The 13,683-nt window shown below is 38.7% G+C and carries 10 protein-coding genes; 3 read left to right on the top strand and 7 right to left on the bottom strand.

All coding sequences use genetic code 11. From position 1 onward, the window contains the following. Positions 1 to 22: 22 nt before the first annotated feature. Positions 23 to 2,134 carry a peptidoglycan D,D-transpeptidase FtsI family protein gene (locus tag NST02_RS11965; protein ID WP_095306308.1) on the bottom strand — a complete coding sequence of 704 codons (2,112 nt, stop codon included), beginning with the start codon at positions 2,132 to 2,134 and terminating at the stop codon, positions 23 to 25. Positions 2,135 to 2,439: 305 nt separating this feature from the next. Between NST02_RS11965 and pxpB the strand changes: the two genes are divergently transcribed. Genes pxpB through NST02_RS11950 form a run of 3 tightly spaced genes read left to right on the top strand, consistent with a single transcriptional unit; the run spans position 2,440 to position 4,879 of the window. Continuing rightward, entirely contained in the window at positions 2,440 to 3,117 is a 678-nt protein-coding gene (pxpB, locus tag NST02_RS11960; RefSeq protein WP_095306309.1) for a 5-oxoprolinase subunit PxpB, read from the top strand. Positions 3,118 to 3,119: 2 nt separating this feature from the next. Further along, positions 3,120 to 4,094 carry a 5-oxoprolinase subunit C family protein gene (locus tag NST02_RS11955; RefSeq protein ID WP_095306310.1) on the top strand — a complete coding sequence of 325 codons (975 nt, stop codon included), beginning with the start codon at positions 3,120 to 3,122 and terminating at the stop codon, positions 4,092 to 4,094. A gap of 14 nt (positions 4,095 to 4,108) precedes the next feature. Beyond that, positions 4,109 to 4,879: a LamB/YcsF family protein gene (locus NST02_RS11950; RefSeq protein ID WP_095306311.1), complete on the top strand. Its 771-nt coding sequence runs from the start codon at positions 4,109 to 4,111 to the stop codon at positions 4,877 to 4,879. 135 nt (positions 4,880 to 5,014) lie between these two features. Here NST02_RS11950 and NST02_RS11945 read toward each other — a convergent pair whose 3' ends face one another. The 6 genes from NST02_RS11945 to NST02_RS11920 form a co-directional block, all read right to left on the bottom strand. Further along, positions 5,015 to 6,262, bottom strand: coding sequence for a glutamate-5-semialdehyde dehydrogenase (locus NST02_RS11945; RefSeq protein WP_137743098.1), 1,248 nt, complete (start codon positions 6,260 to 6,262; stop codon positions 5,015 to 5,017). Further along, entirely contained in the window at positions 6,255 to 7,379 is a 1,125-nt protein-coding gene (proB, locus tag NST02_RS11940; RefSeq protein WP_095306313.1) for a glutamate 5-kinase, read from the bottom strand. Before proB ends, NST02_RS11945 begins: the two co-directional genes overlap by 8 nt. A gap of 432 nt (positions 7,380 to 7,811) precedes the next feature. Continuing rightward, positions 7,812 to 8,486, bottom strand: a complete 675-nt coding sequence (locus NST02_RS11935) for a GNAT family N-acetyltransferase (protein WP_095306314.1) — start codon at positions 8,484 to 8,486, stop codon at positions 7,812 to 7,814. After that, on the bottom strand, positions 8,476 to 9,363 hold the full coding sequence (locus tag NST02_RS11930; RefSeq protein WP_095306352.1) for a carbon-nitrogen hydrolase family protein: 888 nt from the start codon (positions 9,361 to 9,363) through the stop codon (positions 8,476 to 8,478). Before NST02_RS11930 ends, NST02_RS11935 begins: the two co-directional genes overlap by 11 nt. A gap of 147 nt (positions 9,364 to 9,510) precedes the next feature. Then, the gene (locus tag NST02_RS11925; RefSeq protein WP_340949076.1) at positions 9,511 to 11,229 is read right to left on the bottom strand and encodes an ABC transporter ATP-binding protein; all 1,719 of its coding nucleotides are present in this window, start codon (positions 11,227 to 11,229) and stop codon (positions 9,511 to 9,513) included. 397 nt (positions 11,230 to 11,626) lie between these two features. Next, positions 11,627 to 13,528, bottom strand: a complete 1,902-nt coding sequence (locus tag NST02_RS11920) for a beta-propeller domain-containing protein (protein WP_137743181.1) — start codon at positions 13,526 to 13,528, stop codon at positions 11,627 to 11,629. Between the last annotated feature and the right edge of the window lie 155 nt (positions 13,529 to 13,683).

Here is a 13,683-nt window from a genome sequence, read left to right as displayed (position 1 = left end):
ATGACTATGCCTCCGACTAATGTTAATTCGAGTCAACTGCTTGGCTCTTCTTTTCTTCACGTTCTTTTTTTAGCTTAAAATAGGCATCTAGAGCATCTCTTCCAATTTTGAGATTCGCTTGATGACCATTTTTGCCTGTGTAAGCCCAAGGGACGATGACCGCAATCGCCACCTCAGGGTTATTATAAGGCGCGTAGCCAACGAAGCTTAAATTAATTACGGCAGGTGGCTCTTTATAATTTTTTCGCTGAGGTCCATCGTAAAAGGCTTGCGCAGTACCAGTTTTACCAGCTGGCAAATATTCAGCGTCTGCAAAATAACTACTCGCAGTACCAGAAGTTACGACTTGACGAAACCCTTTTTGCACTGTTTCCATCCACCCCGGTTTTAAATCTAATCGGTTTAAAATCTGGGGCTGAATTTCTTCAAATAATGGACCAAGCTCATTGTCCCCATCCATAACTGGTTCACGAATTTCTTTCACTACATGGGTCTGAACACGATTTCCGCCATTGGCAATTGTTGACACATATTGGGCCAATTGCATCGGTGTATACGTATCATATTGTCCAATCGATAAATCTAACAGGAGACCTGGTATGGTGCCTTCACCTTTAAAGCCAATTTGTTCGTTAGGAAGATCAATCCCTGTTCTTGTACCCAAGCCGAACTGGCTAAAAGATTGCCGCATTGTATCAAATGCTGTTGGAGCGATATTTAGCGGCTGATCGTATCGGTACGTGGCTCCCGCCATCCGAATGGCAGTGTGAAACATATAAACGTTAGAAGAGACCCTCAGTGCTCCAACTGGATCAAGTGTTCCTAGATTATTACTATACGAACCTTTTGGCTGCGTACCTTTAATTTTTACTGGTGTATCATGGATGTACGTATTTGTATTAATCGCACCCGTTTGAAGTCCAGTTATGATCGTCGCACCTTTAACGGTCGAGCCGACATTGTAGGATGTTGTAATCGTACCGGCAGCAAAATCCTGCATTTCCATTTTTCCCGTTTCTTCATTTTTGACAAGCTGTTTGCCCGCCATTGTGAACACTTCTCCAGTATTAGGATCCATCATCACAACAAAAGCCCGGTCAAGAAAACCGGTATTCCCTAGTTGTTTCGCGCTTTTTAGATGTTTCTCAATAATTTTCTCCGTTTCTAGCTGTAAATCCATATCAAGTGCTAAAACGAGATCCTTTCCTCTTTGCCCTTCTGAGATTACTTCTGTCCTCAGCGTGTTTCCCGCTTTGTCGGTAATGTTTTTCACCTTTGATTTTTGTCCATGCAAAACATCTTCGTACTGCAACTCTAAATAACTTTTGCCTACGCGATCATTACGACTGTAATCTCTTGCTAAAAAATATTCCAATTGTTCTTTCGGAATTCCTTCATTTGTCGTTGTAACCCCGCCAAGAATGGTGCGCAATGTTTTATCAAATGTATAAGTTCGTTCCCAATCTGTCGTCGTATCGACTCCAGGCAAATATTGAAGATTTTCACTCACAATCGCAAATTCCTCGTCCGTTACCCCTTCATTTTTAACAATTTGTGGAGTTAAAGCATACCCGCTACTAAAAATCGCATAAATGCCTATTATTTCAAGATCCTGCTCACTGAGCTCAGCCAAATCTTCTTCTGTAATTCGCTCGAGCTTTAAGTCATATATTTTTTTATCATATTCTTTCTGCTCTAACTCGTCCTTTAACTTCTTTCGTTCTTTCTCAGGAACTTTTTCATCGCCACGTTCAGGGTTTTTGATCAGCCAATAATCCTTTTTGTCTCGTTCCTGCACTCTTTTTGGCTCAAAGTCAATGAGTAAAGCAAGCTTTTCTGCCACTTTCAGCATCTCTTTCGCACTTACTCCATAGTTGGTGTATGTAATGGCATTTTTCGGCGTATTATCAACAATAATTTCGCCATTTCGATCAAACATTCTGCCACGGGGCACAGGTTGGCTGATGATCACATCTTCGGTACGCTCGATTTCCTTTTTATAATTTTCTCCATGAACAATTTGCACGACGCCTAATCGGAGCACCAGTAGGGAGAACATGGCAAAAATAGCAAAAAATAAAATATTAACACGAATAGGAATATTGGACTTCTTCTTCTTTTTTTCTGGATACATATTTACCCTCCTCTCTCATAATTATTCTCTATATTAGACTCTTAAATTATGGAAAAAGTTTCTTATTTTCAAGAATTTTTAGTTAGTCGGCATTTGTTCACACGATGTTCATCATTCATTTTATAGATGTGATAACATTAAAGTATTAAATTTTGTTATATGTCGGTGTTGACTTTGGCTCAATTCCTTTGAAACCTTCGTTTCAGACCCATTGAACCAAATAAACCATTTCCTCAAATATATGAAAATTTTTTCTATCATACTATAATAGTTTTAAAAATTAATAAAAGAATGGTGAAATTTTAATGAACTTTCAGCTCTATCCAATGGGAGACCATGCGCTCTTGCTGGAATTTGGCAAAGTTATTGACCCGAAAACCCATCAGCAAATTCAAAAAATAACAAATGTTCTCGAGCATTCACCGCCTTCATGGATGGTTGAATATATTCCAGCTTTTACGACGATCACGATCATTTATAAACCAACAGAAATTCTATATAAGGAAGCCTGTCTAGAGCTTAACAAGATCGTCTTAAATATGGAAGAGCACAACGCAATCAACCAGCACATCGTCACTATTCCTGTCTGTTATGGAGACGAATTTGGTCCAGATCTAGAGTTTGTTGCTGACGTTAATAGCTTGACTAAAAAAGAAGTGATTAACATCCACGCAAATGGTAACTATTTAGTTTATATGATTGGTTTTTCTCCTGGATTTCCCTATATTGGTGGAATGTCAGAAAAAATAGCAGCACCTAGAAAGAAATCGCCTCGGTTAAATATTGCAGCTGGCTCAGTTGGCATTGCTGGTAAACAAACAGGCATTTATTCAATCGATTCACCAGGAGGTTGGCAAATCATCGGTCGCACTCCAGTACGTTTATTTCAAATTGACAAACAAAAACCAGCTTTTTTAAAGGCAGGTGATAAAATTAAATTTATTCCTATTTCGCGAAATGAATATTATGAATGGGTGAATTGACAATGTTGACAGTACTTAAACGCGGCTTCTTTACTACTGTTCAAGACCAAGGGAGATATGGATATCAAAAAGATGGTGTTGTGGTAAGTGGAGTATTGGACGATTATGCCCACCGCATCGCTAATTATTTAGTAGGAAACTGCGAGAACAGCCCCATTTTGGAAATAACATTAAATGGTCCGCAGCTTCAATTTCATATAGACGCGGTCATAGCGATTTGTGGAGGCAATCTTTCACCATCTATCAATGGAAGACCTCTACCGATGTGGAAAAGTATTCTCATAAAAAAAGATACCGTCATTTCGTTTGGCAAATGTCTTGCTGGTGCTCGAAGCTATCTTGCAGTTAGCGGCGGCTTCCATGTGCCCAAAGTGATGGAAAGTGCCTCCACATATGTACGTGGAAAATTTGGCGGTGTAGACGGAAGAACATTACAGATGAATGACAAGCTTACCTTTGGTCCTTTTAGTAAACTAAATAAAAGAATTTTTGAAAAGTTGACTGGAAGCACGGTTGCAAACTGGTCAGTCCCCTATCAAAGAATGTACTCCAAAAAACTAATCCGTGTCATGAAAGGACGACAATATGAGGAATTCACGAATATAAGCAGAACGAATTTTTTTAAATACCAATACACGATAACGACAGAATCAGATCGAATGGGCTATCGCCTAAAAGGAACACCACTAGCATTGCAAAGAGATGAAGAGATGTTGTCAGAAGCCGTCACATTTGGAACGATTCAAATTACAACAGATGGGCAGCCAATTATACTTCTTGCTGACCGGCAAACGACAGGCGGATATCCGAAGATCGCTCAGGTTGCGTCCGTCGATTTCCCTTCTCTTGCGCAAATGAAACCAGGCGATCGAATTGATTTTGAATTGATAACCATCGAAAAAGCGCAACAACTTTTGAGACAAAGAGAACGATACTTACAACTGATAAAAACAGGAATTCGCCTCAAATACAGCTAAGGAGGAAAATAGCCATGTATACCATTGATCTGAACTGTGATATTGGAGAAGGTTATGGTCATTATAAGCTTGGAAACGATGCAGAAATCATGAACTATGTGACGAGCGTAAATATCGCTTGCGGTTTTCATGGGGGCGACCCTAGAATTATGCGAGAAACCGTACTCCTAGCCATTAATAAAAATATAGCGATCGGTGCCCACCCTGGACTTCCCGATCTTAATGGATTTGGTCGCAGAGAAATCAATATCAATCCCGAAGAAGCATATGATTTAGTCATCTATCAAATTGGCGCCTTACAGGGCTTTATTACCGCAGAGGGCGGAGTAATGCAGCATGTCAAGCCGCACGGTGCACTTTATAATATGGCTGCAAAAAATAAACAATTAGCTGAAGCCATTGCAAAAGCAATTTATAAAGTCAATAACGAACTAATTCTTTTCGGACTTGCGGGCAGCGCCCTCATTGAGGCAGGAAAAAAATTTGGTTTGCAAACAGCTGCAGAAGCTTTTTCTGATCGCACATATATGTGCGACGGTTCATTAGCTTCACGATACGAAGTAAATAGTGTCCTAAGCGACAAGAAAGCAGCAGCAAAACAAGCGATCCGTATCGTAAAGGAAGGAAAAATAAAATCTAACGAAGGTCTTGATATCGATATAAAAGCAGATACCATTTGCCTTCACGGAGATGGAGAAAACGCCTTAGCGATAGCAAGGGAAATTTCCGTTAGTTTAGTAGAAAACGGAATTACGATACGTAACTTTTTACAAAATAGAAAATAGCAAAAAATGAACCCCTTCTTCATGAGTATACCGGGACGGTTTTCCTCTCAAGGTAAAGATATGATTTTAAACAGGCAGGTTTACTTTTGAAGGAGTTCATTCAATCGTTCACACTAATTGGAAAAAGGAATATAATCATTCCCTAATTTGTCCGCTGCCATAAATGAAGTACTTACTTGATGTTAACGCTTCGAGTCCCATCGGGCCTCGGGCGTGCAATTTTTGCGTACTGATCCCAATTTCTGCACCATAGCCAAACTCAAATCCATCAGTGAATCTAGTTGAAGCATTATGATAAACTGCTGCCGCATCAACCTGCATTAGAAAGGCCTCAGCATTTTCATTTGTTTCTGTTACAATTGTCTCCGAATGTTTTGTCCCATATCGGTTAATATGTTCAATTGCTTCATGAACATTATCCACAATTTTCACGCTAAGCTTAAGAGCTAAAAACTCCGTCCCCCAATCTTCCTCTGTTGCTCGTTTAGCCCTCCTATAAGACTGAACTACCTTTTGATCGCCATAAACCTCCACTTCATGGTTTGTTAACGTGGCAAGTAGCTTCAAGCCGTATTGCTGAAACCATTTTTCATGAATCAGTACCGTCTCAATCGCATTGCACACAGAAGGGCGCTGAGTTTTTGCATTAATAACAATGCTTTCAGCCATTTCATAAATCCCCGACTCATCAATGTAAACATGGCAATTTCCTGCACCTGTTTCTAAAACGGGCACAGTAGATTCACGTACTACCGTTTCAATTAAGCTTTTTCCTCCTCGAGGAATAAGGACATCCAAGTACTCATTTAATGTAAATAATTGTTTCGCTGTCTCACGACTTGTATCCTCAATAAGCTGTACAGCATCAAGTGGAATCGCAGTTTCTTCGAGGGCTTGATGAATCACCTGCACAAGTGCTTTATTTGAATAATAAGCTGAGGAGCTACCTCTTAAAACAACTGCATTTCCTGTTTTTATCGACAAGGTCGCTGCATCAACCGTCACATTAGGACGTGCCTCATAGATCATGCCAATCACTCCAATTGGGACGCGCTTTTTCTTAATCAATAAACCATTTTCTTTGTTGATTGTTTCTAAATTTTCTCCAATTGGATCCGTTAGCTTGACCAACAGTTCAATCGCATTTGCCATATCGTCAATTCGCTTAGCATTCAGCATGATCCGATCTAAAATATTATCTGACAGTCCTTTCATTTTTCCAGCTTGTAAATCTTTATCATTTTCTGCAAGGAGTTGGTCTGTTTCCGATCTTAATTTATTAGCAATTTTCTGCAAAGCTTTATTTTTTTCCTCCGTTGTGACCCCTACTAGCTGATGACTTGCTACTTTAGCCTTCTCACCTTTAAAAATGACCTCACTCATGTTCATCTCTCCCTTCATATATTTGCACCCATTGATCGCGATGGATAACCTCATTAGTGATGTAAACTTTTTCAAATTTGAGTTCTTCTCGCCCTTTCCCCATTAGCTTCCGGATTTCATCGGATGAGTATAAAACCTCTCCTTTTCCTAATAAACCGTTTCTTCCGTAGACCTCAACAACATTTCCTTTATCAAATACTCCATCAACCCCATAAATTCCTGCTGGCAGTAAGCTGCTCCCTTGTGACAACAAAGCTTTTTCAGCACCTTGATCAATAAATAACTTCCCGGCTATTGGTGAATGTAGGGAAATCCATTGCTTATTATTCTTGACGGAGGAGAGCATTTCGGTTCCGATGTATGTTCCATCTCCAAATCCAGTAAGAATTCGCAATAATTTGTCTTCCCCTTTCCCTAAACCTATGAATACCTTCACCCCTAAAGAAATGGCTGTTTTTGCAGCCAATAGCTTCGATTTCATGCCCCCTGTTCCAACATTTGAGCCCGTCCCCTTTGCAGCCTCCATCATTTCTTCCGATACATCCTCTAAAAAATCAAAACGTTTTGCATTATAATCATCACGTGGATCACGATCATATAACCCATTAATATCAGTCAAAATGATCAGCTGGTCAGCATGGAGCATTCCACTCACAAGTGCAGAAAGCATATCATTATCTCCAAAGGTTAGTTCTTCAACCGAGACTGTATCATTTTCATTTATGATTGGAAGAATTCCACGTGCCAAAAGCTCAGAAATGGTCGAATAAGCATTGCGATAACGATCCTTTTTGGAAAAATCATTCCTCGTTAACAGAATCTGTGCAGGTGTAATCCCGAAAGGAGCTAGCTCTTTTGCATAGGTTTGTATTAATAAACTTTGTCCCACGGCTGCAGCAGCTTGTTTCCCTTTTAACTTAACAGGTCTTGCAGGATAGCCAAGCTTCTTGAAGCCAGCTGCAACTGCACCAGAAGATACAAGAATAATCTCATGTCCTGCCCGCCTAGCCGAAACAATTGCTTTTACATGGTCTTTAAGCTTTCCTTCCGCAATCTCCCCATTTGCATTCGTTAACGAACTACTACCAATTTTAACGACAATTCGTTTTTTATTCATATGCTGTTGCTTCTCCTTTAACTAAAAATCAAAAAACCCTTTCCGTCCTATAAATTAAGGACGAAAAGGGTTTAGCTCTCCGTGGTACCACCTTGGTTGAATGCTTTTAGACTACATTCCACTTTACCTCAATAACGCTGAGAAAACGCCTATGTTTGCATAGGACTCTGAAGGTAGGTTCCACAAGGCTTTCGTGATGGGATCTCTCAGCTCATAAACCCCAATCTCTGACACTTCCACACGATGCGTACTAGTCCTTCATAAACGTTCAATATTTTTATATATTATGCCCAGTTAACGATTAGATGTCAAGAGGATTTTTCATTAAAAATAGCGTTATTGCCGAGAGCATGGCCAACAGAGTGTCAGAATGAATAGAAGAAGGTGAATTTGAGTACGCTCAAATTCACCTTCTTGTGTCCCTGTCTCTTATCATTTAATATTTTGAAAGGGGTTCTTCCATTCCATTAATACCCCGTAATGATGAGATTCTTCGTCTTCTAAATAATTTTTCACTAGCCCGATTGGGGTTCTGCCACATTTTAATAGAAACGATATGACCGGATCTTTTATTTTTCCTGATACGACTTCATCCACATACTGCTCAGGGCTTAATCGTTCTGCAAACAAATGATAGCCCGGCATTCTTCCACCACCAAGTAAACGGTCGAGCCCCTTTTGAATAACAAGATGATACATGGCTTGCATCATCATTTTCCCTAAGCCTAGTTTTCTGAATTTTGGCCGAACGCTAATGTCAACAATGTATAAAGTGTTTCCTGTTGGTAAATGCGTTCTAATATATCCGTTGTCGGTGATTTCCTCCCATGTATGGGTAGGTGCACTTGGGTCAAAATGAACTAACAAACCTGTTAATGAGCCGGCAAGCTCCCCATCAATTTCCATACAAATCGCCCCTTCCGGAAACAATGCCGTATGGTTTTTTAATTGCTCCTTATTCCACCAAAGATCCGATGGGAACGGCGGGGGAAAACATTCCGATTGAATTTCGATAAGTTGATCAAAATCATTGATATCGTAATTTCTTATCACAGCAGGAAAAGTTATCCCATTATCAAAGACATAGAATTCACTTCTATAGCTCATTCATTTCACCCTTGCTCGATTTTTCCCAATCAACATAAAGATCGGTACGACGATCTCTCCATGTCGTTACCGCCCCTCTTTCTCTTACTTCATAAAGAAGAGATAAATCCAGGTCTGCAGTTACGACCATATCATTATTTAATTCTCCTTCAACCATGATTCCTTTTGGCGGAAACGGAATATCATTCGGAGTAATAACTGCTGCCTGACCAAAGTTTGCTCTCATAAAATCTACTGTTGGCAACGAACCAACTGTACCTGTCACAACCACATAGATTTGATTTTCAATCGCTCTCGCATGACTCGTATAACGAACCCGATGAAAACCGTGGCGATCATCTGTACATGACGGACAAAAAATAACATCCGCACCTTTCGCCTTCGCCATCCGAACAATTTCAGGAAACTCAATGTCATAGCAAGTTAAAATGGCAATTTTGCCTTTATCTGTATCAAAGATTTTGAAATCGTCACCTGACGACATATTCCATTCATCAACTTCTGTTGGGGTAATATGAAGCTTCGCTTGTTCTCCTATCCTTCCATCTGGATAGAATAGGTGGGCTACATTATATAGTTTACCGCCTCTTTCAATTACATGGGTGCCGCCAATGATATGCATATTTGTTGTTTTTGCCAATTCTGAAAACAACTTTACATATAGCTCTGTAAATCGCGGTAAATCATTTATTGTAAGCGGAGCACCTTCGTCATCTCCAATTGATAGTAGTTGAGTTGTAAAAAATTCTGGAAAAAGAACAAATTCCGCTCCAAACTCTTGAGCCGTTTTTACATAATGAACACATTGATTAGCAAACTCCTCAAAAGAGCTGACTGTTTGCAATTGATATTGTACTGCTGAAACACGAAGCTTCACCATTCATTCCCCCTTATTCTTGACTTCACTATTTCTGCTAAAAATTCACACCTTCTCCATGACTAGTAAGTTGTTTTTGAGTCACGTTACGATCCAATGAAGTAAGTTCTACGTTCAAATATCTAATCAGCTATCAAAAAAGAGCGTTTAGCTTTGCTGATATTGTACGTTGTGCAGGTTTGCAAATATTCCACCGCGTTTGATTAACTCATCATGGCTTCCTTCTTCTGCAATGCCATCCTCTGTCACAACGACAATACGATCCGCATTGCGAATCGTTGCCAGCCTGTGGGCAATAATTAATGTTGTCCTATTTTGGGCAAGATCATTTAACGCCTTTTGGATAATTAATTCTGTTTCTGTATCCAATGCAGATGTTGCTTCATCCAAAATTAGTATCGGCGGGTTTTTTAAAAACATGCGAGCAATGGCAATGCGTTGTTTTTGTCCGCCAGAAAGCTTGAGTCCACGTTCACCAATTTGCGTTTCGTAGCCATCAGGAAGGGAATAAATGAAATCCTCAAGATGGGCACGTCGAGCTGCTTCTTTAATTTCTTCATCTGTTGCATCAAGCTTGCCATAAGCGATATTTTCTTTTAATGTGCCAGTAAATAGAAATACATCCTGCTGCACGATGCCAATATTGGAACGGAGAGATTTTTTCGTCATGTCGCGAATATCCATTCCGTCTATCGTAATGCTTCCTCCATCCACATCATAAAAACGAGGGATTAAAGAACAGATCGTTGTTTTTCCAGCACCAGATGGGCCCACAAAAGCAACCGTATCACCAGAACGAATCTGCAAGTTTATATTATCAAGCACTTGCTTACTTTTATCATATGCAAAGCTTACGTTATTTAAGGTAATATCGCCTTGTAAATTCCGTACTTCAATGGCATCTTTTTTGTCCTGTACTTCAGGGATCGTATCAATCAACTCAGTGAATCGCTTGAATCCTGCCATTCCCTTAGGATATAGCTCCATCAATGCACTGATTTTATCGATTGGTTTAAAAAGTACATTTACATAAAGAACAAAGCCGACGAGTTCTCCATATGAGAGATCTCCTTTAAAGCTTAACCAAGCACCATAAACTAACACGATTAACACAAATAAACGCGTCATCATATACATTCCAGCAGAAGTATAGGACATGACCTTATAAGCTGCTAATTTTGCCGTACGAAATCTCTGATTATTGGTTGTAAATCTCGAAATTTCGAATTTTTCGTTCGTGAATGATTGCACGACGCGGACACCAGATACAGCATCTTCAACACGGGCATTGATATCAGCAATCTCTCCGTACATTCTTTTCCAAGCCTTATTCATATGAATATTACAGTACGTAATTAACCATATAAGAAAAGGTACAACTAAAAAGGTTACAAGAGCGAGCTGGACATTGATCGTCAGCATAATCCAAAATGCACCGACAAAAGTCATCACAGCGATGAAAGCATCCTCTGGTCCATGATGGGCTAATTCTCCAATGTCAAATAAATCATTCGTGACCCGACTCATCACATGCCCCGTTTTTGTATTGTCAAAAAAGCGGAACGATTGCTTTTGCACATGCTGGAACAACTCCTGTCGCATATCCGTTTCAATATTAATTCCCAGCTTATGCCCCCAATAATTGACGATATATTGTAGGAACATACTCATTAAATATAGAGCAAGCAACCCTGCACTCACTGAGACAATCATTGACCAATTTTCATCAGGCAAAAGATCATCGATAAACCACTGAACAGCAAGGGGAAACGCCAACTCCAATAAAGCTACTATAATAGCACTTGTAAAATCAAGCGTAAATAATTTCTTATGAGGTTTATAATAAGAAATAAAGCGACGAATCATGAATGTAAATCCTCTCTAACTGACATATTTTTATTCCATTTCACCATGTTAGTAAACTACTAAAATATATCATAACCATGACAAATGAAAATGTAAATCATTCTAGATTGAAATGGACTTATAAATAAAGAGAATAAGCGTTAACATACGAACTTCCCAATAGTTTGAGAAAAAATTTAGCCTTGCTAAAATAATTAGTAAGGGGGAAGTCCCCCATTTAATTAATACCTAACAAGACTAGAAATCAACGTAAGGATGGAAGCATTATCAATATATAAAACAAATTTGCTCATTAACTCCATCGTTAACCCCCTTTAATCTGAGCTCATGTTTTAAAAAAGGCAGATGAAAATCATAAAAAACTCAAACCTTGGATTTGAGTTTTTCATGATAATAACTAATTCAGTGTTAATTCATCTTTTAACTTATAGTCGGTAAGTGAATGTGATGTAATTTTTCCATTTGAAAGGACATACAGGGTTTCATCTATATAAAGGATTCGCCTAATTTCATTATGCCATTCTTCATATATTTGCTTTCCCTTCATATGGCTGATCTCAGCTCTTAATTGAAATCCTTGATTTAAATCAATATTGTATATATGTGCTCCCTGAAACTTAAAACCTTCTTCAAAATTCTCTCCCTCAGTCTCTTCATAAATATTAATTGGAAAGGCAAAGATATTTTTCCCTTTATCAAATAATAATGCTTTATGATCGTAGTTCAGCGGGGAATATGTCCCTCTTCCACCGATAATTTTTGTAAACTTTTCCTTCGGATTTTTCATGTCTGATACATCAAATAAGGAAAGCTTGACCCCTTCCGTGAAAATTAAAGGTTCACTTGAGTCTTTTGCCGGTACAACCTTTGTATCGTGACCAAAACCGATTAGATGATTTTCATCAAAGGGATGAAGATAGTTGCTGAATCCGGGAATTTTTAATTCTCCCAAAACTTCTGGTTCCTCAGGTTTTGATGCATCAATGACAAATAACGGGTCCGTTTCTTTAAATGTGACCATATAAATTTTATCTCCCATAAAACGGGCCGAATAAATTCTTTCTCCTCTTGCTAAATCTTCAATAGAGCTCACCTTTTCTAAACGGTCATCAAAAATAAATAAGTGGTTAGCAGAAGGACTCTCTTCATCCCATGTATTTCCTTCTGTCGTGACAACTCGAAAATAACCGTTATGTTCATCCATCGAAAATTGATTTAAAATGTTCCCATCTATCTCTGTTGAATGAACAAATTCTACATTTAAATTATCAACAGCATATTTGTAAATGGTTGTGTTCACTGTAGCATCTGATCGATCACTTAACGGTCTGACATTCCAATTTTGCAAGGCAATATATATATTTTCCTTAGACATATAAAGCTGATTTCCCCCGCCTAAATACGTAGTGATCTTCGCCTCTTTCTCTGGGTTTTCTAAATCAAATGCAGCAATAATGGTATAATTTCCTTCCTTAGATTCAGGAAAAATGTGAATTTGATCATAACCGACAGATAGATTTTCCCCACTTACAGTACTATCTTTATAACGAGGTCTTAAATCCACATCTTCATTTTCCCTCAAGAGCCAATATTGAGGAAATTGATTTGTCACAACATACACTTTTCCGTCTATTTTGCGCATTGACACAATATGGCCTTCAATGGATATCGTTCTTTCTTCCTTTGGGTTGCTCGGGTCTTTTATATTAAAGACGATTGCCTTTGTCATCTCATTGATTGGAGCAATCATCATCTTATTTGAATCGTCCACCTTCTTAGAAGCTTCCATTTCCTCATAGCTATGTCCTACAATTAACAGCTTATCACCATGGAGAAACAGTTCTGACGGAGAAAAGTGATCTGGAAAGGAAAATGAATGAAGTAATTTCATATCATCGCCATCATTTGTCTCGATAATATGCACTTTTCCGTCGACAACTTGAAAAATATGGCTTCCATTCGTTTTGACAAGATCCGCTTCATCCACCCCTTGTACCTGATTATTCGTTTCTGAAGCATCAAATGATTGTGCACTATTCTCAGAAGACCCACCGCTATCTTCTGCAGTCGATTCTTCCATCTTATATAAACTGAAATTGCTTCGTTCCTCCTTCATAACCTTTTTAAAGTATTGATTAAGCTTTTCTTTTGACGAAATAACAGGAACTGTACTGTTATCGGTGGCAAATGGTAGAGCTTTTGCTTGACGGTTTGCGCTGTCACCCTTATTAAGAAAATAGAGCGCAGCAGAACAAAATAAAATCATAACAGCAGTGATTAAAATCCCTCTCCTTTTCATCAACTACTCATCCTCCTTTGAATGTAAAAATCGTAAATGTAAATATTGTCTTCACTTTTTTGACTTAAATCTCATTGGTAAAGTTACATAAATATTACAAATTATTTATACAACAAAAAATGGTGAGTAAAAAAATGTCGTTAACTCAAAAAGTA

The sequence above is a fragment of the Robertmurraya sp. FSL W8-0741 genome (genome assembly GCF_038004005.1).
Classification (GTDB): domain Bacteria; phylum Bacillota; class Bacilli; order Bacillales; family Cytobacillaceae; genus Robertmurraya; species Robertmurraya siralis.
The sequence above is the reverse complement of the archived record's forward strand: the minus strand, read 5'-3'. Positions and strand labels throughout refer to the sequence as shown.